The sequence below is a fragment of the Caballeronia sp. HLA56 genome (assembly GCF_054655155.1).
In genome coordinates, this window is sequence record NZ_BAAHOB010000005.1 from 3,180,764 (window position 1) to 3,204,116 (window position 23,353).

The window sequence follows — 23,353 nt, forward strand, 5'->3', positions numbered from 1 at the left end:
CGCGGCTCAAGTCTGCTTAAGAGGCGCGACCGGCGCGACCGAATGCGTATGAATGAAATCGAGCGGCACGCGCCGCCCGGATAAATAATCGTCGACCCGCTGCATGACGAGCGGCGTCCGATGCCGCTCGCTGATCGCGCGGAGCTCGTCGGCGGTCAACCACATCGCGCGGACAATGCCTTCGTCCAGCGCCCGCCCCGCCGTCTCGCCGAGCGACTTGCCGCAAAACGTAAAGCTCAGATACGTGACATCGCCGCTCGCCCGCGTGAAGTGCGTCATGTACGCGCCGACGAGGGCCTCGGGTTCGAAGCGATGCGCCGTTTCCTCCAGCGTCTCGCGGATAGCTGCCTGAACCAGCGATTCGCCTGCTTCCAGATGACCGGCAGGCTGGTTGATTTTCAGGCCGCCGGATGTGTGCTCCTCGACGACGAGGAAGCGTCCATCGGCTTCGATGACCGAAGCCACCGTGACGTGAGGAACCCAAGTATCTGATTTCATGTTCGATATTTTATCGTGCCGACGCTCATCGCGCCCGGCGCCGTCGAAGCTCGCTCGTGAAAACGAGTGACAACCCTCGGCGGGAAAGAACGAGTGCCGGATCGGCTCATTCTTCGGTTACAGTGGAGACAGCCGTTGATTCCAGCATTTGAAACGAAACTCAGCCCCGAGTTTCCTGACGCCAGCCCCGGCGCGGAAGCGAGAAGACAGGAGGATTCGAATATGCACATCGGAGTGCCTGCTGAAACGGGGGCGAACGAGGCGCGCGTCGCCGCCACGCCCGAAACGGTCAAGAAACTCGTCACTCAGGGGCATCGTGTTTCGGTGCAAAGCGGCGCGGGCTTGCGAGCAAGTTATGTCGACGACGCCTTCGCGCAATCGGGCGCCGATCTCGTCGATGCCGCCACCGCTTTTTCCGCCGAACTCGTTCTGAAAGTTCAGTCTCCGGGCATCGACGAACTCGCGTGGCTCACGCCGGGCGCCGTGGTCATCGGCATGCTCGATCCATTCAATACCGAAAACACCGCGCGGATCGCCGCCACCGGCGTGACGGCGTTCGCGCTCGAAGCCGCGCCGCGCACGACGCGCGCGCAGAGTCTCGACGTGCTGTCGTCGCAGGCGAACATCGCGGGATACAAGGCGGTGCTCGTCGCCTGCCAGTATTACCAGCGCTTCATGCCGATGCTGATGACCGCCGCCGGCACCGTGAAAGCCGCGCGCGTGCTCGTGCTGGGCGCGGGCGTCGCGGGACTGCAGGCGATTGCGACTGCCAAGCGCTTGGGCGCCGTGGTCGAAGCGTCGGATGTGCGGCCAGCCGTGAAAGAGCAGATCGAATCCCTGGGCGCGAAGTTCGTCGATGTCCCCTTCGAAACCGACGAGGAACGCGCGGCGGCGGAAGGCGTGGGCGGCTACGCGCGGCCCATGCCGCCGAGCTGGCTCGCGCGTCAATCAGCGCAGGTGCATGAACGCGCGAAGGCGGCGGATATCGTCATCTCGACCGCGCTGATTCCCGGCCGTCCCGCGCCCACCTTGCTGTCCGTGGAAACGGTCAAGCATATGAAACCGGGCTCGGTGATCGTCGATCTCGCGGCGGGACGCGGACCCGAATTCGACGGCCGCAAAGGCGGCAACTGTCCGCTCACCGAAGTCGATCAGGTGGTGATGAAGCATGACGTGCATATCGTAGGCTTCACGAATCTGGCGTCGATGGTCGCCACCGACGCCTCCGCGCTCTACGCGCGCAACCTGCTCGACTTCCTGAAGCTGATCATCACGAAGGAAGGCACGCTCAACATCGACCTTGCGGACGATATCGTCGCGGCCACGCTTCAGTGCCGCGACGGACAAGTCACGCGCCCGGCGGCTTAAGCACACGGAGATCAACATGGACGTCATCAATCACACGGTGATCAATCTCATCATCTTCGTGCTGGCGATTTATGTCGGCTACCACGTGGTCTGGAACGTCACGCCCGCGCTGCACACACCCTTGATGGCGGTGACGAATGCAATCTCGGCAATCGTCATCGTTGGCGCGATGCTCGCGGTCGGTCTGACAATCGGCGGCGCTGGCAAGTTCTTCGGCACGCTCGCGGTGCTGCTTGCGGCGGTGAACGTGTTCGGCGGCTTTCTCGTGACCCGGCGAATGCTTGAAATGTTCAAGCGCAAAGAGCCGAGAAAACTCATCAAGAAGGAGGGCGCGTAAATGAGCATGAACGTCGTCACTCTTCTGTATCTCGTCGCTTCGGTATGCTTCATTCAGGCGCTGAAGGGCTTGTCCAATCCGAAGACCGCGCGCATCGGCAATACGTTCGGCATGGCGGGGATGGCGATCGCCATCGTCACCACGCTCGCGCTCATCGCGAAGCAGGCTTCCTATCTCGGTTCCAATCTCTCGCTCGGACTCACGCTCTTGTTCGCGGCGCTTCTGATCGGCGGCGCGGCGGGCGCCTATATCGCGGCGAAAGTCGAGATGACGAAGATGCCCGAACTCGTCGCCGCGATGCACTCGCTGATCGGGCTCGCGGCGGTCTGCATTGCGTATGCCGTGGTGTCGGAACCTTCGGCGTTCGGCCTTGCGCCGCCGGGCTATTACATGCCGTACGGCAATCGCGTCGAGTTGTTCATCGGCACGTTCGTCGGGGCGATCACGTTTTCCGGTTCGGTGATCGCGTTCGGCAAGCTGTCGGGCAAGTACAAGTTCCGGCTCTTTCAGGGCGCGCCCGTCACGTATTCGGGACAGCATCTCATCAACTTGCTCCTTGCCGTGGCGATGATCGGCTTCGGCGTGATTTTCATGCTGACGCAATCATGGTTGCCGTTCATCGTGATGACGTTGATCGCGTTCGCGCTGGGCGTGCTCATCATCATTCCGATTGGCGGCGCGGATATGCCGGTGGTCGTGTCCATGCTCAATTCGTACTCGGGCTGGGCGGCGGCGGGCATTGGTTTCTCGCTCAACAATCCGATGCTGATCATCGCGGGTTCGCTGGTGGGATCGTCGGGCGCGATTCTGTCCTACATCATGTGCCGGGCGATGAACCGCTCCTTTTTCAACGTGATTCTCGGCGGCTTCGGCGGCGAAGCGGGCGGCCCGGCGGTGGGCGGCGCGCAGGAACAGCGCCCGGTGAAATCCGGTTCCGCCGATGACGCGGCCTTCATGCTCGGCAATGCGGAAAGCGTGGTGATCGTGCCGGGTTACGGGCTTGCGGTGGCGCGCGCGCAGCATGCGCTGAAGGAATTGACGGACAAGCTCGTGGAGAAAGGCATCGACGTGCGCTATGCGATTCACCCGGTCGCGGGGCGCATGCCGGGGCACATGAACGTACTGCTCGCCGAAGCGGAAGTGCCCTACGAAATGGTGCAGGAGATGGACGACATCAACAGCGAGTTCGGGCAAGTGGATGTGGTGCTCGTGCTCGGCGCCAACGACGTGGTGAATCCCGCGGCGAAGACCGACCCGAAATCGGCGATTGCGGGCATGCCGATTCTTGAAGCGTACAAGGCGCGCACGATCATCGTGAACAAGCGGTCGATGGCGGCGGGCTACGCCGGGCTCGATAACGAACTGTTCTATATGGACAAGACGATGATGGTTTTCGGGGACGCGAAGAAGGTGGTGGAGGATATGATGAAGGCGGTGGATTGAGGGGCTGACGTTCATTTTTGCCTGGTCCGAGGGAGCATCTGGACCAGGCAAGCATCAGTTATGAAAATCTTGAATCCGCATTGCGAGCGAGAGCAGATCACGATGATAGTCGTAACGCGCGACCACGCTGCTCAGGAAGAGCGCACCGATGGCAAAACCCACTTGCGTAGAAGTGGTCCCCAGCGCGACGAGACCCGCTGCTGCAGCCTCGAAGCTCTTAAAGTGAATAATCGCATCCACACCTTTAAGGGTTCCACTCGCTTCGACAAGAGTCGCGACTAGTGCCGATAGCGCGATTTTGTCGACGGACCCAATGCATCGTGCAATGGCGGCTTTTCGACGCTCGGAGACAATACGAATCCATTCGGTGGCGCTCTGCAAGTCTGCTGTTGGAAATGCAGCTAACCTGCTGGCAAACGTCATATCGTGCTCGAACTCTTTTCGTTCGCGCAGGTTCTCGTACTGCCTAAACTGAAAGGCTAGCTTTAATTGGCCGCTTTCTGGCCAAGCGATAACAAGATTGGAAACCAGCCAGATCAACCAGACGACTGTAAAGGTTAGCAGCCAACCCGTCCTCCCAGGCAGAAATTGATGTTTTGCCATCCAAGCGAAAAACCCTGCGAGGAAGACAACGAAGAAACCTCCATAAAAGACAATACTTGTTAGCCGCTTTCTCTTTTGATGTTGCGGCTTTTTTTCTTTCTCAAGAGCTTTCGCTCTGAGTGGCTCTGCATCTCTGAGCGCGTCTAGTACATGCTGCACTGCGGCTTCCATCTTTTTTCCCGACAAGTTGGACGAGCTACTATCTGGCCGCCATGAAAGCAACGGCGGTGCGACGGTAAATGTTAAGCGGCTGGTACACAACGTGAATCGTCTGAAATGCGCCGCCGGTCGGCCGAACCACCTGCCGCGTACAATGTCGCCTTCCGATTCACGCAAACGAAAGCCCCCTCATGTCCTCCCCCCTCTTCGACTGGTTTGTCCCCTGCCCGCGCGGTCTCGAAGCGCCGCTTGCCGCCGAGCTCGCCGAGATCGGGGAGCGCCATGTCGCAAGCGCGCCGTTATCCGGCGGCGGAACGCTTGCCGTCGGCGCACAGGTTCCCGGTGGCGTGCACTTCCGGGGCGGCTGGGTCGCGGGCATGGCGGCGAATCTGCATTCGCGTATCGCGAGCCGCGTGCTCTTGAAGATCGCGCAGGGCCCGTATCGCAACGAACACGATATCTACGAACTCACGCACCAGCAGCGCTGGGAGCAATGGTTCACGCCGAGCCAGACAATGCGCGTCGATCTCACCGCCATCAAGTCGCCGGTGAAGAGCCTCGAATTCACGACGCTGCGTGTAAAAGACGCCGTCTGCGACCGCCTGCGCGATGTTGCCGGCGCGCGCCCGAGCATCGACACCGCGCAGCCGGACGTGCGCGTGTTCGCGTTCCTCACGGTGAACGAATGCACGCTCTATCTCGATACCTCCGGCGAGCCGCTCTTCAAGCGCGGCTGGCGTCTGGACAAGGGCGCGGCACCCCTGCGCGAGAATCTTGCAGCCGGCATCCTGCGTCTCACGGGATGGACGCCCGGAACGCCGCTCTTCGATCCGATGTGCGGCAGCGGCACCTTCCTCGCCGAAGCCGCGCAGACCGCGCTCGATATCGCGCCGGGTAGTGAACGGCGCTTTGGCTTCGAGAAGCTCAAGCCGTTTCATCCGGGCATGTGGCAGAAGCTCAAGTCGGCCGCTGGCGAAGCGAAGCGCGCCGCGCGCTCGGCGCGCTCGGAGTTGAACATCTTCGGCAGCGACATCTCCGGCGACATGCTGGAAAAGGCGCGCGCCAATCTGAGCCGCGCCGGTGTATCGAACCTGCAGCTCAAACAGGTCGATGCCCGCAACATGATGCCGCCCACGGAAGCGCCCGGCATTCTCGTGGCGAATCCGCCGTATGGCGAGCGGATCGAAGTGCGTGGACGCGGCCCGCGAGGCGAGATTCGCGACACGCCGCGCTCGCGTCGCGACGATCGTGACGACGAAGAAGCCTTCGCGCGCGCTCAACCCGATCCCGCCGATACCGAATTCTTCATCTCCTTCGGCAACGCGCTCAAGCAACGCTTTCCGGGCTGGCGCGCTTACGTGCTGACTTCGGACCGAAAGCTGCCGGGCATGTTGCGATTGCGCGAATCGACCAAGACGCCGCTCTTCAATGGCGCGCTCGAATGCCGTTTGTTCCGCTTCGATCTGATCGCGGGCAGCGTGCGGAATCGGGCGAGCGAAGAGTAAGCAGCTTGTTTTGCGAGTAGGCGACACGTCGCAGTGCGGCGTTCGCCGCTTCGCTTCGGTGACTCGACTGCCGACAGCGCGCATCGCGGAAGTCGAAGACATGCGACGAATCAATCCGTGATGCTGCGTAGATCCATCGGGCCTGAAACCCTTCGCATCGTCGCAAATCGACATTCCGCGCGCCGATTCGTCCGCGACGAAAGCACATACGCCCCGCGCGCTCCACTCGACCGCAAATTCCGCCCTACCCTCACCGTACGCACCGCACTCACCAGCAGGCCGAACGGCCGAGTCCCCCTGCATCGAAACCCGGCGCTACAATCGGCGAATGAACTCACTCACCGAACTCGCCAGCCCCATCGCCGTCGACGTCTATCGCGGCCGCCGCGAACGCGTGCTCGCCGCGATGCGCGCTCAAGGCGGGGGCATCGCCGTCGTGGCTACCGCGCCGGAAGTCTTGCGTAACCGCGACGCCGACTACCCCTTTCGCCACGACAGCTATTTCTACTATCTGACAGGCTTCACCGAGCCCGAGGCGACGCTCGTGCTGAACGCGAGCGCGCAAGACGGCGAGCCTGCATTCATCCTCTTTTGTCGCGAAAAGAACGCCGAGCGCGAAACCTGGGAAGGCTTTCGGTTTGGCCCCGAAGCCGCGCGCGATGCCTTCGGTTTCGATGCCGCCTTCGCCATCGATTCGCTCGACGAGGAGATGCCGCGTCTCATCGCGGACAGACCCGCGTTGTACTACGCGCTCGGGGCATCGGCGGAAGTGGACGCGCAAGTGCGCGGCTGGCTCGCCGCCGTGCGCGCGCAAGGCCGCAGCGGTGTTCGCGCGCCGGAAGAGGCACGCAATCTCCTGCCGCTGCTCGACGAGATGCGGCTCGTGAAAGACGCGCACGAAATCGCGATCATGCGACGCGCCGGGTCGATTTCCGCCGAAGCGCATCGGCGCGCCATGCGTGCGTGTCGTCCCGGCATGCACGAATACGAGATCGAAGCCGAACTGCTCTATACGTTCCGCCGACGCGGCGCGCAGGCGCCCGCTTACGGTTCCATCGTCGCGGCGGGGGCGAATGCCTGCGTGCTGCACTATCCGGCGGGCAATGCCATCGCGCGGGATGGCGACCTGATCCTCATCGACGCCGCCTGCGAACTCGACGGCTACGCCTCCGACATCACACGCACTTTCCCGGCAAGCGGTCTGTTCACGCCGCCGCAGCGCGAGCTTTACGACATCGTGCTGGCCGCGCAAAGCGCCGCCATCGAAGCGACCCGCGCCGGCGTCAGTTTCGACGCACCGCATCAGGCCGCGGTGAAAGTGCTGTCGCAAGGTTTGCTCGATACCGGCATCCTCGATAAAGCGAAGTTCGGCACTATCGATGACGTGATCGGCGAACGCGCCTTCGCGCGCTTCTACATGCATCGCACGGGGCACTGGCTCGGCATGGACGTGCATGACGCGGGCGACTATCGCAACGCCGACGGCCCGCACGATGCGCAGGGCGCGCGCGAGTGGCGCACGCTCGCGGCGGGCAACGCGCTCACCATCGAGCCAGGCCTTTACGTGCGCGCCGCCGAAGACGTGCCCGAGCGCTACTGGAACATCGGCATTCGTATCGAGGACGACGCCATCGTCACGCCCGATGGCTGCGAGCTACTCACCCGCGAAGTGCCCGTCGATGCCGACGAAATCGAAGCGCTGATGCGCGAATCGAACCAAGACTGATATGAACGACACGACCAGGCCCGTGCACGACGAAGGGCATTTCGACCATGACATCGCCATTGTCGGCGCGGGGCCGGTCGGGCTCGCGCTCGCGGGCTGGCTTGCGCGGCGCAGCGCCACGCAACGCTTGTCGATCGCGTTGATCGACGCACGCACGCCTGAAGCCGCCGCGAGCGATCCGCGTTCGCTCGCGCTCTCGCATGGCAGCCGCGTGATGCTTCAGCCGCTCGGCTTTCCCGCCGATGCCACGCCGATCCGCCGCATCCACGTGTCGCAGCGCGGGCACTTCGGCCGCACGCTGATCGAGCACGACGAACACGAGTTGCCCGAGCTGGGCTACGTGGTGCGCTACGGTTCGCTCGTCAGTGCGCTTGCCAGCGGGGTGCGCGCAACGAACGTGGACTGGCTCACCGAGACCTCCGCGCTGCCGCCGCTGCAGGACGACGAGGGCGTCACCTTGCCGCTCAAGTCGTCGGCGGGCGAACGCACGATCCGCGTGCGCGTGCTGGTGAACGCGGAAGGCGGGCTGTATCAGCAGACTTCGGGCGAGAGCGCCGTCTCGAACGAACGGCACGCGCGCGATTACGGGCAAACGGCGATCGTCGGTACGGTGAGCGTATCGGAGCCTCAGGCGAACGTGGCATGGGAGCGCTTCACGCGCGAAGGTCCGATTGCGTTGCTGCCCTGCGGCGGCGCGCGTCACGCGGACTATTCGCTCGTCTGGTGCGGTTCGCCCGATGAAGCCGCGCGGCGCATGCAGCTCGACGACTCGGCGTTTCTCGCCGAACTCGGCGATGCCTTCGGTACGCGCATGGGCCGCTTCACGCGCATCGCGTCGCGGGCGGCGTTTCCGCTCGGGCTCACCGCGCTCAACGCGCTGGTGGATCGCCGCACGGTCGCAATCGGCAACGCGGCGCAGACCTTGCACCCGGTCGCGGGTCAAGGCCTGAACCTGGGCTTGCGCGATGCACGCGCGCTGTCGGATGCCTTGTCCGCCGATGGCGCGCGTCCGCTTGCGCTTCTGCGCTTCGCTCAACGCCGCGCGCTCGACCGGCGTCTGACGATCGGCGCCACCGATACGCTCGCGCGCATCTTCACGGTGGACTTCGCGCCGCTTGCCGCGATGCGCGGGCTTGCCTTGACGGCGCTCGAGTTCCTGCCGCCATTGAAGACGGCGCTCGCCCGTCAGATGATGTTCGGGCAAAGACGCTGATCCGCTTTCTATCTGTATTTGGCGGCCCGTCGCACGACGCGACGCCGCCTCATTCGTCAGCACAAAGCCCGACTTATCCTCTATGAGCTCGTCCGCTTTCATAGAAGATTTAAAGACTTGCGCGCGATTGCTCTTAATTTCAGCACCCGCTTCGCGTTAAAATACGCGTTTCCCTTCAGCACTAGCAAACGCTCGACGCAGCGCGGCGCTTTTCATGGCGCCTTGCTTCATGTCGTCGGCGCCATGCCCAAGCCTTCATGCCAAGCATTGGTTCACACGTTCTGCGCAACAACCTGTTCGTCGCCCCGATGGCAGGCGTCACCGACCGTCCGTTCCGTCAGCTCTGCAAGCGCATGGGCGCGGGCTACGCGGTGTCGGAGATGGTCGCTTCGAACGCGCAGTTGTGGAAGAGCGAAAAGACCATGCGGCGCGCCAACCACGCGGGCGAAGTCGAGCCAATCTCCGTTCAGATCGCGGGCGCCGACCCGCAGATGCTGGCCGAAGCCGCGCGCCACAACGTCGCGAACGGCGCGCAGGTCATCGACATCAACATGGGATGTCCCGCCAAGAAGGTCTGCAACGTCGCGGCGGGTTCCGCGCTCTTGCAGAACGAAGAACTCGTGGCGCGTATCGTCGAGACGGTGGTGCAGGCCGTCGGCGTGGGGCCGGATGCCGTGCCCGTCACGCTCAAGATTCGCACGGGGTGGAATCGCGAGAACAAGAACGCGCTGAATATCGCGCGGATCGCGGAAGATGCCGGCATCTCCATGCTCACCGTGCATGGCCGCACGCGCGCGGACCTCTATAAGGGCGACGCCGAATACGAGACCATCGCGGCCGTCAAGAACGCGGTGAAGATTCCGGTGGTCGCGAACGGCGACATCACGACGCCCGAGAAGGCGCGGCACGTGCTGACGGTGACGGGCGCGGACGCGATCATGATTGGCCGCGCGGCGCAGGGTCGACCGTGGCTCTTTCGCGAGATCGAACATTTTCTGACGACGGGCGAACGGCTGCCGCCGCCGCTCATCGAAGAGATCCAGCAGGTGATGAACGAGCACCTCGAAGATCACTACGCTTTCTACGGGGAATTCACGGGCGTACGGACTGCGCGCAAGCACATCGGCTGGTACACTCGCGGCCTTTCCGGCGCCAACACCTTCCGGCACCGGATGAATACGCTGGACACGACCAAAGAACAATTGCTCGCGGTCAACGAATTCTTCGACGCGCAAAAAGCGTTGTCCGACCGTCTGGTCTATGTCGACGAGAGCGGCGACGACTGCGACGCGGCTGCCGAAGAATCGTGCGGCGGGCATCACGACATAGACCGACAAAAAGCCGCATGAGCAGACATAACATCGAACAATGCGTCCGCCAGAGCCTGGACAATTATTTTCAGGATCTGGACGGCTCCAACCCGCACGACGTCTACGACATGGTGATTTCGTGCGTGGAAAAACCGCTGCTCGAAGTGGTGCTCGAGCAGGCAGGCGGCAACCAGTCGCTTGCGGCCGAGTATCTCGGCATTAACCGCAACACCTTACGCAAGAAGCTTCAGCAGCACGGACTGATTTGATTCATCGGACCGGGGCGTCCGCCCTGGTCTGGCCTGGCTATCCTTTTTGGTTTCAGTGTTCACCATGATCAAGCAAGCGCTCATTTCCGTTTCCGACAAATCCGGCATCATCGACTTCGCCAAATCGCTGGCGGAGCTTGGCGTCAAGCTCCTCTCGACCGGCGGCACGGCGAAACTGCTGGCCGACGCGGGCTTGCCCGTCACGGAGGTCGCCGACTACACCGGCTTTCCGGAAATGCTCGATGGGCGCGTGAAGACGCTGCATCCCAAGGTTCACGGCGGCATTCTCGCGCGCCGCGATCTGCCGGAGCACATGGCGGCGCTGGAGAAGCACGACATTCCGACCATCGATCTGCTGGTGGTGAATCTGTATCCGTTCGTCCAGACCGTGGCGAAGGAAGAGTGCTCGCTGGAAGACGCCATCGAGAACATCGATATCGGCGGGCCGACCATGCTGCGCTCGGCGGCGAAGAATCATCGCGATGTCACCGTGATCGTCGATCCGGCCGATTACGCCACCGTGCTCGACGAAATGCGCGCGAATCACAACAGCGTGGCCTACAAGACGAACTTCCGTCTCGCCACCAAAGTGTTCGCGCATACCGCGCAATACGACGGTGCGATCACGAACTATCTGACGAGTCTGACCGAAGAGCTTCAACACGCAACTCGCAATACGTATCCGGCAACCTTCAACGTCGCTTTCGAGAAGGTGCAGGATCTGCGTTACGGCGAGAATCCGCATCAGAGCGCGGCGTTCTATCGCGATCTCGCGGTGCCCGCTGGCGCGCTCGCTAACTACGAGCAGTTGCAGGGCAAGGAACTCTCGTACAACAACATCGCTGATTCCGACGCGGCATGGGAATGCGTGAAGACCTTCGACGCGCCCGCCTGCGTCATCATCAAGCATGCGAATCCGTGTGGCGTGGCGCTCGGCGCAAACGCGCACGAAGCCTACTCGAAGGCGTTCAAGACCGATCCTACGTCGGCGTTCGGCGGCATCATCGCGTTCAATCGCGAAGTGGACGAAGCGGCGGCGCAGGCCGTAGCCAAGCAGTTCGTCGAAGTGCTGATCGCGCCTTCGTTCAGCGATGCCGCGCGCGCGGTGTTCGCGGCCAAGCAGAACGTGCGTCTCTTGCAGATCGCGCTCGGCGACGGTCATAACGCGTTCGACCTGAAGCGCGTGGGCGGCGGGCTGCTGGTGCAATCGCTCGATTCGAAAAACGTGCAGCCGCATGAACTGCGCGTGGTGACGAAGCGCCACCCCACGCCCAAGGAAATGGACGACCTCATGTTTGCGTGGCGCGTGGCGAAGTTCGTGAAGTCGAACGCCATCGTGTTCTGCGGCGGCGGCATGACGCTTGGCGTCGGCGCGGGGCAGATGAGCCGCGTGGATTCGGCGCGCATTGCGGGCATCAAGGCGCAGAACGCGGGTCTCACGCTGACCGGCTCGGCCGTGGCTTCGGACGCGTTCTTCCCGTTCCGCGACGGGCTCGACGTGGTGGTCAATGCAGGCGCGACCTGCGTGATCCAGCCAGGCGGCTCCATGCGCGACGACGAAGTGGTCGCCGCAGCCGACGAGCACAATGTTGCGATGATTCTCACCGGCACGCGTCATTTCCGCCATTAATCGCTGCGGCATCCTTTATTATTGGCCTGTTTGCGCTGCCTGCTGATTGGCGGCACAAACAGGCCAATTTCATTTCGAACGACCGCCACGCCGGAGCGCATTTCCGCAAACATGAGAATTCTAGGCATCGATCCGGGCTTGCGCGTGACCGGCTTCGGCATCATCGACAAGTCCGGGCACTCGCTCACCTACGTGACGAGCGGCGTGATCAAGACAGCCGACGCAGACCTGCCTTCGCGTCTGAACACCATCTTCGAGGGCATTTCCACGCTCATCGGGCAGCACAATCCAGATCAGGCGGCGATCGAAAAAGTCTTCGTGAACGTGAATCCGCAGTCCACGCTGCTGCTTGGCCAGGCGCGCGGCGCGGCCATCTGCGGCATGGTGGCGAGCGGCCTGCCGGTCGCGGAATACACCGCGCTGCAATTGAAGCAAGCCGTGGTCGGCTATGGCCGCGCGACCAAGGAGCAAATGCAGCAGATGGTCGTGCGTCTGCTCGGCCTGACAGGCGTACCCAGCACCGACGCAGCGGATGCGCTCGGCATGGCGATCTGCCATGCGCATGGCGGCACCGGCCTCGCGGCGCTCGGCACCATCGCGCCGTCGCTGGCGAAAAAAGGCTTGCGCGTCAGGCGCGGTCGTCTCATCGGCTAATCAACCTCGATACTTACTGCAAATATGATCGGTCGCATTGCCGGCGTTCTGCTGGAAAAAAATCCGCCGCATCTGCTCGTCGATTGTGGCGGCGTCGGCTACGAAATCGACGTGCCGATGAGCACCTTCTACAACCTGCCGCATGCCGGCGAAAAGGTCGTCCTGCTCACGCAGATGATCGTGCGTGAAGACGCGCATCTGCTGTACGGATTTCTCACCGCGCAGGAGCGTTCGACGTTTCGCGAGTTGTTAAAGATCAGCGGCATCGGCGCGCGCATGGCGCTGGCCGTGCTCTCCGGCATGAGCGTGCAGGAGCTCTCGCAAACGGTGACGACGCAGGACGCCGCGCGCCTCACGCGCGTCCCGGGCATCGGCAAGAAGACGGCCGAGCGTCTGCTGCTCGAACTCAAGGGCAAGCTCGGCGCCGATCTCGGCGCGATGGCAAGCGCGGCTTCGCAGTCCGATCACGCCTCCGACATCCTCAATGCCCTGCTTGCGCTCGGCTATTCCGAGAAAGAAGCGCTCACTGCGATCAAGAACGTGCCTGCCGGAACCGGCGTCTCCGAGGGCATCAAGCTCGCGCTCAAGGCGCTCTCGAAAGGCTGATTCTGCGGGCGTTTCGCGTGTTGCGCCATTAGGCCGTTCGGCCAGGTTCATCGCGGGAAAGCTCGCTGTACAATCGACGGATGATCGAAACCGACAAACTCGCCGCTGAGCGCATCATCGCGGCCACGCCCGTCTCGCCGAACGAAGAAGCCTTCGAGCGCGCGTTGCGACCGCGCCAGCTCGACGAATACGTTGGCCAGGAAAAGGTGCGCGGCCAGCTCGAGATTTTCATCGAGGCGGCCAAGCGCCGTTCGGAAGCGCTCGATCATGTACTCCTGTTCGGGCCGCCGGGTCTCGGCAAGACGACACTCGCGCACATCATCGCGCGGGAAATGGGCGTTAATTTGCGACAGACCTCGGGGCCGGTGCTGGAGCGCGCGGGCGACCTCGCTGCCCTCCTCACCAATCTCGAAGCGAATGACGTGTTGTTCATCGACGAGATCCATCGGCTCTCGCCGGTCGTCGAGGAAATTCTTTATCCGGCGCTGGAGGATTATCAGATCGACATCATGATCGGCGAAGGCCCGGCCGCGCGTAGCGTGAAACTGGATCTGCAGCCGTTCACGCTCGTCGGCGCGACCACGCGCGCGGGCATGTTGACCAATCCTCTGCGCGACCGCTTCGGCATTGTGTCGCGGCTCGAGTTTTATAACGCGAGCGAACTGGCGCGTATCGTGTCGCGTTCGGCTTCGTTGCTGAAGGCGGAGATCGTGCCCGAGGGCGCGCTCGAGATTGCGCGGCGTTCGCGTGGCACGCCGCGTATCGCGAACCGGCTGCTGCGCCGCGTGCGCGATTTCGCCGAGGTGAAAGCGGACGGCAACATTACCGCCGAAGTCGCGGATGCCGCGCTGAAGATGCTCGATGTCGATCCCGTCGGCTTCGACCTGATGGACCGCAAGCTGCTCGAAGCCATCCTGCAGAAGTTCGATGGCGGCCCGGTGGGCGTGGACAATCTCGCGGCGGCTATCGGCGAAGAGCGCGATACCATCGAAGACGTGCTGGAGCCGTATCTGATTCAGCAAGGGTATTTGCAACGCACGCCGCGCGGGCGCGTGGCGACGTTGCTGACTTATCGGCACTTCGGGCTGGCTGCGCCCGATGCAGGGCCGATTCGGGAGCTTTGGGATGCGAAGGGGTGAGGGTTAGGCTTGCTTTCGCAACCCATCGTCGTCCGTATCTGTCGCCAGATGCGAAACGTCGCCCCACGAAACCACCCTCGCCGCATCCCCGTCGTAATCCACGACATTGACGCTGCAATTCAACAACGGCCAGTCGCGAGCGTCCTGCAACGACAGCTGCTTAGCAAACCGATAGATGCAGTCCAGCACGCCGCCATGCGCCACGCACGCAATGCGCCCGCCCGGATGCGCGGCTAGGATAGGCTCCATTGCATGCACGACACGGTGATAAAACACCCGCTGTGATTCGCCACCCGGCGGCGTAAAACCCGGGTCCCGCGTTTGCCATTCGACGAACTCCGCAGGAAACTTCTCGCTGATCTCGTCGCTGTCGTGACCTTGAAACGCGCCGTACAAGCGCTCGCGCAGTCCCTTCGAAAGACACAGTTCGAGCCCGAGCGCATCCGCGAAAGGACGCGCCGTTTGCTGCGCGCGTTGCAGGTCACTCGAATAGACCGCATCGAGCCCGCCCTCGCGCGCCAAGCGCCGGCCCAGTTGCTCGGCCTGCAGACGCCCGTTCTCGGAGAGCGGAATGTCGATATGTCCTTGTATGCGCTTGATGCGATTCCAGTCGGTTTCGCCGTGGCGAATGAAAAGGACCTGAGTGGTCATGGCGTTTCCGGTTGCGGCCGCACTTGCAGCCAGAATGTGACCGGCCCGTCGTTCACGAGCGATACCTGCATGTCCGCACCAAATTCGCCGGTCTCGACCACCGGATGCTTCTTGCGCGCCTCGCGCACGAAGTGGTCGAAGAGGCGGTTGCCTTCGTCGGGCGGCGCGGCGGGCGTGAAGCTCGGACGCAAGCCGCTCGACGTATCGGCGGCAAGCGTGAATTGCGACACCAACAAGACGCCGCCCGCGCGCCCCGCGCCGTCCATGTTCTGCACGGAAAGATTCATCTTGCCGGCAGCGTCGCTGAAGACTCGATACGCAAGCATCTTCGCCAGCAGCTTGTCGGCGGTTGCTTCGTTGTCGCCGCGCTCGGCGCAGACCAGCGCGAGCAAGCCTGCGCCGATGGCGCCCGTGACACGCTCGCCCACGCGCACGTCGGCGCGCGCCACGCGCTGGATGAGCGCAATCATGCGGTCAACGTGATCCGCGCAAAACGGCGCTTGCCGACTTGCACGACGAACTCGCCCGCCTCGACCTTCAAGCCTTTGTCGGTGACAGTCACGCCATCGATCTTCACGCCGTTCTGCTCGATGTTACGAAGCGCTTCGCTCGTCGATGGCGCGAGTCCCGCCTGCTTGAGCAACTGACCGATCGCGAGCGGCGCACCCGCGAGCGTGACGCTCGGGATATCGTCCGGCACGCCGCCCTTCGCGCGATGATTGAAGTCTTCGAGCGCGCGCTCGGCATCTGGCGCCGAATGAAAGCGCGTGACGATCTCCTGCGCCAGCAACACCTTGAAGTCGCGCGGATTGCGGCCGCCTTCCGCTTCCTTCTTGAAGCCCGCGATTTCCTCGATGCTGCGGAAAGACAGCAGTTCGAAATATCGCCACATGAGCACGTCGGAGATGCTCATCAGCTTGCCGAACATCTCCGTCGGCTTCTCGCTGATGCCGACGTAATTGTGCTTCGACTTCGACATCTTCTCGATGCCATCGAGACCTTCGAGCAGCGGCATCGTCAGAATACATTGCTGCTCTTGACCGTATTGCTTTTGCAATTCGCGGCCGACAAGCAGATTGAATTTTTGGTCCGTGCCGCCGAGTTCGAGGTCCGCGTTCAGCGCGACGGAGTCGTAGCCTTGCATCAGCGGGTAAAGCAACTCGTGGATGGAAATGGGCACGCCGCCCTGAAAGCGCTTGGTGAAATCCTCGCGTTCCAGAATGCGCGCGACCGTGTAGCGCGATGCCAGCTTGATCATGCCGTCGGCGCCGAGCGGCATCGACCATTCGCTGTTGTAGCGAATCTCGGTCTTCTCGCGGTCGAGCACGAGCGCGGCCTGTTCGAAATACGTCTTTGCGTTGTTTTCGATCTGCTCGCGTGTGAGCGGCGGGCGGGTGGCGTTGCGGCCGGAGGGATCGCCGATCAGCGAAGTGAAATCACCGATCAGAAAAATGACCTGATGCCCGAGGTCCTGCAACTGGCGCATCTTGTTCAGCACGACCGTATGGCCGATATGAATGTCCGGCGCCGTCGGATCGAGGCCGAGCTTGATGCGCAGCGGCTTGCCCGTGGCCGCGCTTTTGGCGAGCTTCTGCGCGAATTCATCTTCGATCAGCAGTTCGTCGCAACCGCGCTTGGCGATGGCGAGCGCGTTGCGCACTTCGTCGGTAATCGGAAAGGCTTGCGCGGCAGGTGCGTTGGATTCAGTGGTCATGCTTTGCGGCTTGTGAGGTCAAAATGAGCGGTCGCGGGCGGCACTAACGCCGATGACGAAGCCGTCCGAACAAGGCGGCGACATTCGCGAAAATGAGTGCAATTGCAGGTTCGAGCCGACGATTTTACGCGATGACGTGCCCTTTCGCGCCCTTTCGGCCAGCAATCGCGCCCGAATTGCAGAACGAGGCTCTTAACGCCGCTTAACGATTCGGCCAGTTACGCGGATAATCGCGGCTTAGCGGACTCGAGCGAATCGAAGGAGAGCAGCGTGGGTAAAAAGACCGAGGTAATCGAAAGCGGCGCGGCGGACGGCGTGTACTTCGGTTTGATGTCCGGCACGAGCATGGATGGCGTCGATGGCGTCGCGGTGCAGTTCGCGACCGGCAAGACGCCCGTTGTTCTTGGCGAGGCTCACGTCTCGTTCTCGAAGGGTCTGCGCGACGCGCTTTTCGAACTCCAAGCGCCCGGCGCCAACGAGCTTGAACGCGAGGCGCTCGCCGCCAACGCGCTCGCCACGCGCTACGCCGTTTGCTGCCACGAGTTGCAGAGCATGAGCGGCTATTCGTCCACAAAGGTGCGCGCAATCGGCGTGCATGGCCAGACGGTGCGGCATCGGCCGGAAAAGGGTTACACGCGCCAGATCAACAATCCCGCGTTGCTGGCGGAAATGACGAACATCGACGTAATAGCAGATTTCCGCAGCCGCGATGTCGCCGCCGGCGGCCAGGGCGCGCCGCTCGTGCCGGCGTTTCACGCGACGCTCTTCGGCGCGAAAAACGAAACGCGCGTGGTCTGCAATCTCGGCGGTATCAGCAACATCACGATTCTCTCGTCGAGCGGCGCGGTACGCGGCTTCGACTGCGGCCCGGCAAATGCGCTGCTCGACGAATGGGCGCTTCGTCATTTGCAAAGACCCTATGACGATGGCGGACAATTCGCGGCATCGGGTCAAGTCAATCAGGCGCTCCTGAACGCATTTCTCGACGAACCGTTCTTTCAGGAAGCACCGCCCAAGAGTACCGGGCGCGACTTGTTCAATCCCGCATGGCTCGACGCCAAACTCGCGGCGTTCACGGGCCTCGCTCCCGCCGATGTACAAGCCACGCTCGCCGCGCTGACGGCGACTTCGGTGGCGCGCGAGATCGAGCGTCACGCATCCGACGCCCGCGCGGTCTACGTTTGCGGCGGCGGCGCGCGTAATCCGGTGTTGCTCAGGATGCTTCAACAGGCGCTGGAAGAAAGCGGCGTGGCGGGCGTTCCCGTCATGACGACCGACGCGCTCGGCGTGCCGCCGCAACAGGTCGAGGCTTTTGCCTTCGCATGGCTCGCAATGCGCTGCGTCGCGCGCAAGCCCGGCAATCTGGCAGCCGTGACAGGCGCAGCGGGCGAACGCGTGCTCGGCGCAATCTATCCGCACTGAACCCACTAAAGCCTGGAAACGAAAACGGAGCCCGAAGGCTCCGTTTTTCATTCGACCGCTAAACCGAACTCAGACCGAGAACGACGATCCGCAACCGCAAGTGGTCGTGGCGTTCGGATTCTTGATCACGAACTGCGCGCCGTTGAGGTCGTCCTTATAGTCGATCTCCGCGCCGACGAGATATTGATAGCTCATCGAATCGACGAGCAATTGCACGCCCGCCTTGTCCATCACGGTGTCGTCTTCGTTGACGGCTTCGTCGAACGTAAAACCATACTGGAAGCCCGAGCATCCGCCGCCCTGCACGAACACGCGCAGTTTCAGTTCCGGATTGCCTTCTTCATCGATCAATTGCTTGACCTTGTCCGCGGCCGCGTCGGTGAAGACGAAGGGCAAAGGCATCTCGGTCGTGGGGGTGTCGCTCACAGTGCTCATTCGAATTCTCCAATTAAGCTTCTAACCGCTATTGTAGGGCTCTTCCTAACATCGTGCTCGATGTCCATGAAATCAATGGGCTAAAGCAAATTCGACACAATTTGGCGCAGCGCGCGTCAGAACAAAAAAAGCCGCCGGCACGTGCGGTGCGGGCGGCTTTTTCGGGCAACTTCGCGTCCAGTAAGACGGAGGCGAAGCGCCAAAGCGCTTAACGCTTCGAGAACTGCTTCCGGCGGCGTGCCTTGTGGAAACCAACCTTCTTACGTTCCACTTCACGCGCGTCGCGGGTGACGAAGCCAGCGTTCGACAGTTGCGACTTGAGCGTTGCGTCGTAGTCCATCAGCGCGCGGGTGATGCCGTGGCGAACCGCGCCTGCCTGACCCGTTTCACCGCCGCCCGACACGTTGACCTTGATGTCGAACGTGCTTGCGTGATTCGTGAGTTCCAGCGGCTGACGCACGATCATCAGCGAGGTTTCGCGCGAGAAGTAGTCGGCGATGGGCTTGCCATTGACGACGATATCGCCCTTGCCCGACTTAATGAAGACGCGAGCGACGGCGCTCTTGCGGCGGCCCGTACCGTAGTTCCAGTTACCGATCATGTGGGCTCCCCTTAGATCTCGAGCGCTTTAGGCTGTTGAGCCGTATGCGGATGCGTTGCTTCGGCGTAGACCTTCAGCTTCTTGATCATTGCGTAGCCGAGCGGACCCTTCGGCAGCATGCCCTTCACGGCCTTCTCGAGCGCGCGGCCCGGGAAACGCTCTTGCATTTTGCCAAACGTCGTCTCATAGATGCCGCCCGGGTAGCCCGAGTGACGATAGTACTTCTTGTCCGTAGCTTTATTGCCCGTGACCTTCAGCTTGCCGGCGTTGATGATGATGATGAAATCACCAGTGTCGACGTGCGGGGTGAATTCAGGCTTGTGCTTGCCGCGAAGACGGCGTGCCACTTCGCTGGCGACACGGCCGAGAACCTTATCCGTCGCGTCAATCACGTACCATTCACGCGTCACCTCATGGGCTTTTGCGGAAAACGTCTTCATGATCGATCCAAAAATTTAAATCTGCCCTTGGCTGTTTTCAGCCTTTACCTTTGTTCGGTCCTGCTTATATGAGCGTTCAAGAACTTGCGTTCAGGACGCGCTGCGGGCTCTCCCTGACTTCTCTTCGCGGGCGTGGAACGAAGAGAACTTTGAATTATAAAGGGAAATAGTCGCGGAGGTCAAAAGAATGACGCTATTGGCCCGCCGCATGGGCGCTGTGGGCGAAAAAAAGCCCGAGCGCTGAGGGCTCGGGCTTAATCCACCAAAGGAGGAGGTGGAGGAGACGCGGTAGATGTGTCTAACTGCGACAACCAATGAAACGAGTATAGGCACGGTCATGCGGGGAGGCAAGAAGATTTGCATCGTGAAAGATGAGTTCATAATGTGGAATTTCCATAAAGGTGCAGTGCGCGCGACTTCCCCTTATAAAACATCGCGATAGAACGAATTCAGCGGTCATCCAGAGCGATTTAACCCGCTAGAGTCCTTCCTCCACTTCGCGAATCTGTTATCCGGCGGCAATACCCTCACGTAAAGGTTTGCTCGTCAACCGGTAGATGCGCGCATGCGCAGCCATCCCGACGACCGCGAGCCGCTACAATACCCCTGTAAACGTAGAACGCTGGAGCCTGAGCATGGAAAGCAAAGTGAGCTGGATGGGACCGGACGGCATGGCGTTCGCGGCCGAAACGGGCAGCGGTCATATCGTCACGATGGACGGAGCGCCCGAAGGCGGCGGACGCAATCTCGCACCGCGTCCGATGGAAATGGTGCTGCTTGGCACCGGCGGCTGCACCGCCTACGACGTGGTGATGATCCTGAAAAAGAGCCGCCAGGAGATTCAAGGCTGCTCCGTCACGCTCAAGGCCGATCGCGCGAGCGAAGATCCCAAGGTCTTCACGAAGATTCACTTTCACTTTACGGTCACGGGCAAGAATCTGAACCCGGCGACCGTCGAGCGCGCGATCAACCTGTCGCATGACAAGTATTGCTCGGCGTCGATCATGCTGGCGAAGACCGCGGAACTGACGCATTCGTTCGATATCGTCGAAGTCTGAGCGAGCGCGCAAGCAAAAAAGAGCCGGCGTCACGCGCGTGACGCCGGCTCTTTCTTTTGGAATACGACAAAGCGGGCCGATAAGCCGGATTCTGTGCACGCAATACGCCCGAAAGCGATTGCGCGTGGCAGTCATTCCTCTAGGCGCGCCATTGCTGACGCGCTCAAGCTTCCTACCCGCAGACGAACGGGGGCACCGTCCTGCATCTCGAAGATGCGCGCCTGCCTATTTGGAATTGCTCCGGGTGGAGGTTACCGTGCCGGCCAGTCTCACGATGGCCGCGGTGCGCTCTTACCGCACCGTTTCACCCTTACCTGATCTCCCGACTTGCGCCAGGAGCCATCGGCGGTTTGCTTTCTGTTGCCCTGTTCCGCGTGTTGCCACGGATGGCCGTTAGCCATCACCCTGCCCTGTGGAGTCCGGACTTTCCTCGCCCTCGACGCACGAAACGTCGAAGCCGCGACTGCCTGGCCTGCTTTGCGGGGTCGATTCTAGCATCGGGTGTCTACCGCATCTCGAGGAATAGTTTTTTGCCTGCGAATCGTGCGCGCTGCGTTGGCCGCGACGTCTCACGCGCTGCGTCGGCCTGGACGAAACACTGTCGTATCGTCGTAAAACTCGGGGGATTCGTTTGCTTGCCACCAGCCCGGCACGCCAAGCACAGGTATCGGCGAGAAGGCGCGGCTTTCGATCGTCCCGGCATTCAGGCTTGCCGTTACGCGTTCATCGAGCAAGGCGCGGCGGGCGGTATCGTCAAGAGAGAAGTAGTCAGCGGGCACCGGCACGAGCCACGCGTGACCCGTGCACGCCTTGTAAGGCGCAACGAGTTTCTCCAGCAGCGCGTGTCCGAAAATGCGCGCCTCACAGCGCGTACCCCACGCCGCACGGCCCTCGATGAAAAGCGCACGCCAGTCGAAGCGGCGCAAGGCATCGGCGAGCATTGCGTCCGAGTACGCGAAAAACACCGCGTTTTCGTCGAAAAGCGTAAGTGCGTCGCGCACGCCGCCGCGCGTCGGACCGATACCGCGCGTCTCGATCTGCTCGGCCTGTCGCGCATTGAGCGCCGCCTTGACGCGCGGATACGCAAACCACATCAAGCCGTTGAAAAAATCGTGGAGGTTATGGCGCGTGGGCACGCATCCCGTTTCGGCGATATGCCCTTCATACGACGCCCCGTCAGGCAAGGCTTCCTGCGCGATAAACGCGAGCGGCCGAGCGCGCCCCGTGACATGCGCGGCGGCTTGGGCGTCGTCGTTCAGGACGGACAAATAGCGCGCCGGGCTATCGAGCGCGGCGGCTTGCCAGCGCCTGCCGCGCGCTTCGGTCGATGGTAACCACGGGCGCGTCCAGTCGATTGCCGCGAAACGGCCAACGTCGTCTTCAGCCGCCGCCCCCGACGCGCCGCTCACTCAACTTGCCTCCACGAAGCGCCATCCGATCGATTCCCCGCCACGCAGCGGCACGACCTCTTCGTCGCCGACGGAAAACTCGGCGGGCAGCGTCCACGATGCGCGCTCGAGCGTCACTTTCTCCGCGCAGCGCGGCAGGCCGTAGAAATCCGCGCCATGAAAGCTCGCGAAACCTTCCAGTTTGTCGAGCGCGCCGGCTTTATCGAAGGCTTCCGTATAGAGTTCGAGCGCGTGGAGCGCCGTGTAGCAGCCCGCGCAACCGCACGCGTGCTCTTTCAAGCCTTTCGGATGCGGCGCGCTGTCCGTGCCGAGGAAAAAGCGCGCGTTGCCGGAAGTCGCCGCCTCGACCAGCGCCACGCGATGCGTCTCGCGCTTCAACACCGGCAGGCAGTAGTAATGCGGCCGGATGCCGCCCACGAGAATGGCATTACGGTTGAACAGCAGGTGATGCGCGGTGATGGTCGCGCCGATCGTGCCATCCGGACCTTCGGCGTCGCGCACGTAATCGGCGGCGTCCTTCGTCGTAATGTGCTCGAACACGACCTTGAGCGCGGGGAAATCGCGGCGCAGCGGCAGCAGCACGCGGTCGATGAACACCTTCTCGCGATCGAAGATATCGATATCGCCATCGGTCACTTCGCCGTGGATGAGCAGCGGCATGCCCGTTTCCTGCATGACTTCGAGCGTCTTCGCGCATTTGCCGAGGCTCGTCACGCCCGCGTCCGAATTGGTCGTCGCGCCCGCCGGATAGAGCTTCACACCGTGCACGAAGCCGCTTTCGCGCGCCCGGCGGATCTCGTCAGGCGGCGTGTTGTCGGTGAGATAGAGCGTCATCAGCGGCTCGAAACGCGCGGCGGCGCCGTCTTTCGGCAGCGCGGACAGGATGCGCTCGCGATAAGCCGCGGCCATTTCCGTAGTCGTCACGGGCGGCTTCAGGTTCGGCATGATGATCGCGCGACCGAACTGGCGCGCCGTATGCGGCAGGACGGCGGCGAGCATCGCGCCGTCGCGCACGTGCAGATGCCAGTCGTCGGGACGCGCAATCGTGAGTGTCGTGAGCGAATCGGGCGAGGCGGAATTGGACATGGCGTGATGGCGGCGGAAACGTTGGAGTCGGGAGATCTAAAGACCTGGCAAAAACATCCGTGGAAAATTGACAACGC

The 23,353-nt window shown here is 62.3% G+C and carries 24 protein-coding genes and 1 other RNA gene; 14 read left to right on the plus strand and 11 right to left on the minus strand.

Translation table 11 applies throughout. The features are described from left to right. Window positions 1-6: 6 nt before the first annotated feature. Entirely contained in the window at window positions 7-498 is a 492-nt protein-coding gene (locus tag ACYQ47_RS34315; protein ID WP_459909205.1) for an NUDIX hydrolase, read from the minus strand. Between the two features lie 222 nt (window positions 499-720). Between ACYQ47_RS34315 and ACYQ47_RS34320 the strand changes: the two genes are divergently transcribed. The 3 genes from ACYQ47_RS34320 to ACYQ47_RS34330 are packed head-to-tail and all read left to right on the plus strand — an operon-like array spanning window position 721 to window position 3,646. Beyond that, window positions 721-1,866: a Re/Si-specific NAD(P)(+) transhydrogenase subunit alpha gene (locus tag ACYQ47_RS34320; protein ID WP_250491784.1), complete on the plus strand. Its 1,146-nt coding sequence runs from the start codon at window positions 721-723 to the stop codon at window positions 1,864-1,866. Between the two features lie 16 nt (window positions 1,867-1,882). After that, window positions 1,883-2,203 carry an NAD(P) transhydrogenase subunit alpha part 2 gene (locus tag ACYQ47_RS34325; RefSeq protein WP_244827003.1) on the plus strand — a complete coding sequence of 107 codons (321 nt, stop codon included), beginning with the start codon at window positions 1,883-1,885 and terminating at the stop codon, window positions 2,201-2,203. Continuing rightward, window positions 2,204-3,646, plus strand: a complete 1,443-nt coding sequence (locus ACYQ47_RS34330; protein WP_244827002.1) for an NAD(P)(+) transhydrogenase (Re/Si-specific) subunit beta — start codon at window positions 2,204-2,206, stop codon at window positions 3,644-3,646. A gap of 54 nt (window positions 3,647-3,700) precedes the next feature. On the opposite strand, the gene ACYQ47_RS34335 is transcribed toward ACYQ47_RS34330, so the two are convergent. Next, complete coding sequence (locus ACYQ47_RS34335; RefSeq protein ID WP_309841352.1) at window positions 3,701-4,420, minus strand: hypothetical protein; 720 nt, start codon at window positions 4,418-4,420, stop codon at window positions 3,701-3,703. Window positions 4,421-4,599: 179 nt separating this feature from the next. Here ACYQ47_RS34335 and ACYQ47_RS34340 point away from each other — a divergent pair, with 179 nt between their 5' ends. From ACYQ47_RS34340 to ruvB, 9 genes are all read left to right on the plus strand, one after another. After that, window positions 4,600-5,913, plus strand: a complete 1,314-nt coding sequence (locus ACYQ47_RS34340; RefSeq protein ID WP_250463021.1) for a THUMP domain-containing class I SAM-dependent RNA methyltransferase — start codon at window positions 4,600-4,602, stop codon at window positions 5,911-5,913. Between the two features lie 328 nt (window positions 5,914-6,241). Further along, complete coding sequence (locus tag ACYQ47_RS34345) at window positions 6,242-7,639, plus strand: aminopeptidase P N-terminal domain-containing protein (RefSeq protein ID WP_459909210.1); 1,398 nt, start codon at window positions 6,242-6,244, stop codon at window positions 7,637-7,639. A gap of 1 nt (window position 7,640) precedes the next feature. Further along, window positions 7,641-8,852 (plus strand): UbiH/UbiF/VisC/COQ6 family ubiquinone biosynthesis hydroxylase, encoded by a 1,212-nt coding sequence (locus tag ACYQ47_RS34350; protein ID WP_459909212.1) that lies wholly within the window; start codon window positions 7,641-7,643, stop codon window positions 8,850-8,852. A gap of 257 nt (window positions 8,853-9,109) precedes the next feature. Continuing rightward, the gene (gene dusB, locus ACYQ47_RS34355; protein ID WP_250491781.1) at window positions 9,110-10,201 is read left to right on the plus strand and encodes a tRNA dihydrouridine synthase DusB; all 1,092 of its coding nucleotides are present in this window, start codon (window positions 9,110-9,112) and stop codon (window positions 10,199-10,201) included. Then, window positions 10,198-10,431, plus strand: coding sequence for a Fis family transcriptional regulator (locus ACYQ47_RS34360; RefSeq protein WP_040052966.1), 234 nt, complete (start codon window positions 10,198-10,200; stop codon window positions 10,429-10,431). The genes dusB and ACYQ47_RS34360 overlap by 4 nt, the downstream gene beginning before the upstream one ends. Window positions 10,432-10,495: 64 nt before the next feature. Continuing rightward, window positions 10,496-12,061: a bifunctional phosphoribosylaminoimidazolecarboxamide formyltransferase/IMP cyclohydrolase gene (gene purH / locus ACYQ47_RS34365; protein WP_244826997.1), complete on the plus strand. Its 1,566-nt coding sequence runs from the start codon at window positions 10,496-10,498 to the stop codon at window positions 12,059-12,061. 111 nt (window positions 12,062-12,172) lie between these two features. After that, window positions 12,173-12,715 (plus strand): crossover junction endodeoxyribonuclease RuvC, encoded by a 543-nt coding sequence (ruvC, locus tag ACYQ47_RS34370; protein ID WP_244826996.1) that lies wholly within the window; start codon window positions 12,173-12,175, stop codon window positions 12,713-12,715. A 24-nt stretch (window positions 12,716-12,739) separates the two neighbouring features. After that, a complete protein-coding gene (ruvA, locus tag ACYQ47_RS34375) occupies window positions 12,740-13,321 on the plus strand; it encodes a Holliday junction branch migration protein RuvA (RefSeq protein WP_244826995.1) in 582 nt (193 codons plus the stop codon). Window positions 13,322-13,401: 80 nt separating this feature from the next. Beyond that, on the plus strand, window positions 13,402-14,460 hold the full coding sequence (gene ruvB, locus ACYQ47_RS34380; RefSeq protein WP_244826994.1) for a Holliday junction branch migration DNA helicase RuvB: 1,059 nt from the start codon (window positions 13,402-13,404) through the stop codon (window positions 14,458-14,460). A gap of 3 nt (window positions 14,461-14,463) precedes the next feature. Here the strand turns inward: ruvB and ACYQ47_RS34385 are convergent, their stop codons facing one another. From ACYQ47_RS34385 to tyrS, 3 genes are read right to left on the minus strand one after another with little or no spacing between them, the layout of a single operon-like run. After that, a complete protein-coding gene (locus tag ACYQ47_RS34385) occupies window positions 14,464-15,111 on the minus strand; it encodes a histidine phosphatase family protein (RefSeq protein WP_459909217.1) in 648 nt (215 codons plus the stop codon). Further along, complete coding sequence (gene dtd, locus ACYQ47_RS34390; RefSeq protein ID WP_459909219.1) at window positions 15,108-15,581, minus strand: D-aminoacyl-tRNA deacylase; 474 nt, start codon at window positions 15,579-15,581, stop codon at window positions 15,108-15,110. Before dtd ends, ACYQ47_RS34385 begins: the two co-directional genes overlap by 4 nt. Beyond that, window positions 15,578-16,825, minus strand: a complete 1,248-nt coding sequence (tyrS, locus tag ACYQ47_RS34395; RefSeq protein WP_459909221.1) for a tyrosine--tRNA ligase — start codon at window positions 16,823-16,825, stop codon at window positions 15,578-15,580. The genes dtd and tyrS overlap by 4 nt, the downstream gene beginning before the upstream one ends. Before the next feature lie 291 nt (window positions 16,826-17,116). On the opposite strand from tyrS, the gene ACYQ47_RS34400 reads away from it, so the two are divergent. After that, window positions 17,117-18,247: an anhydro-N-acetylmuramic acid kinase gene (locus ACYQ47_RS34400; RefSeq protein ID WP_309845120.1), complete on the plus strand. Its 1,131-nt coding sequence runs from the start codon at window positions 17,117-17,119 to the stop codon at window positions 18,245-18,247. A 69-nt stretch (window positions 18,248-18,316) separates the two neighbouring features. On the opposite strand, the gene erpA is transcribed toward ACYQ47_RS34400, so the two are convergent. From erpA to rplM, 3 genes are all read right to left on the minus strand, one after another. Then, a complete protein-coding gene (gene erpA, locus ACYQ47_RS34405) occupies window positions 18,317-18,682 on the minus strand; it encodes an iron-sulfur cluster insertion protein ErpA (RefSeq protein ID WP_244826990.1) in 366 nt (121 codons plus the stop codon). A gap of 208 nt (window positions 18,683-18,890) precedes the next feature. After that, window positions 18,891-19,283, minus strand: coding sequence for a 30S ribosomal protein S9 (gene rpsI, locus ACYQ47_RS34410; RefSeq protein ID WP_244826989.1), 393 nt, complete (start codon window positions 19,281-19,283; stop codon window positions 18,891-18,893). Window positions 19,284-19,294: 11 nt separating this feature from the next. Further along, window positions 19,295-19,723: a 50S ribosomal protein L13 gene (rplM, locus tag ACYQ47_RS34415; RefSeq protein WP_244826988.1), complete on the minus strand. Its 429-nt coding sequence runs from the start codon at window positions 19,721-19,723 to the stop codon at window positions 19,295-19,297. Window positions 19,724-20,358: 635 nt separating this feature from the next. Between rplM and ACYQ47_RS34420 the strand changes: the two genes are divergently transcribed. Further along, a complete protein-coding gene (locus tag ACYQ47_RS34420; RefSeq protein WP_244826987.1) occupies window positions 20,359-20,781 on the plus strand; it encodes an OsmC family protein in 423 nt (140 codons plus the stop codon). A gap of 64 nt (window positions 20,782-20,845) precedes the next feature. Here the strand turns inward: ACYQ47_RS34420 and rnpB are convergent. The 3 genes from rnpB to pyrC all read right to left on the minus strand — a co-directional run bounded on the left by rnpB (window position 20,846) and on the right by pyrC (window position 23,276). Further along, window positions 20,846-21,260: RNase P RNA component class A (gene rnpB, locus ACYQ47_RS34425), an RNA gene on the minus strand. Between the two features lie 90 nt (window positions 21,261-21,350). Further along, the gene (locus ACYQ47_RS34430) at window positions 21,351-22,190 is read right to left on the minus strand and encodes a DUF3025 domain-containing protein (RefSeq protein ID WP_459909224.1); all 840 of its coding nucleotides are present in this window, start codon (window positions 22,188-22,190) and stop codon (window positions 21,351-21,353) included. Further along, window positions 22,191-23,276 (minus strand): dihydroorotase, encoded by a 1,086-nt coding sequence (pyrC, locus tag ACYQ47_RS34435; RefSeq protein ID WP_459909226.1) that lies wholly within the window; start codon window positions 23,274-23,276, stop codon window positions 22,191-22,193. Between the last annotated feature and the right edge of the window lie 77 nt (window positions 23,277-23,353).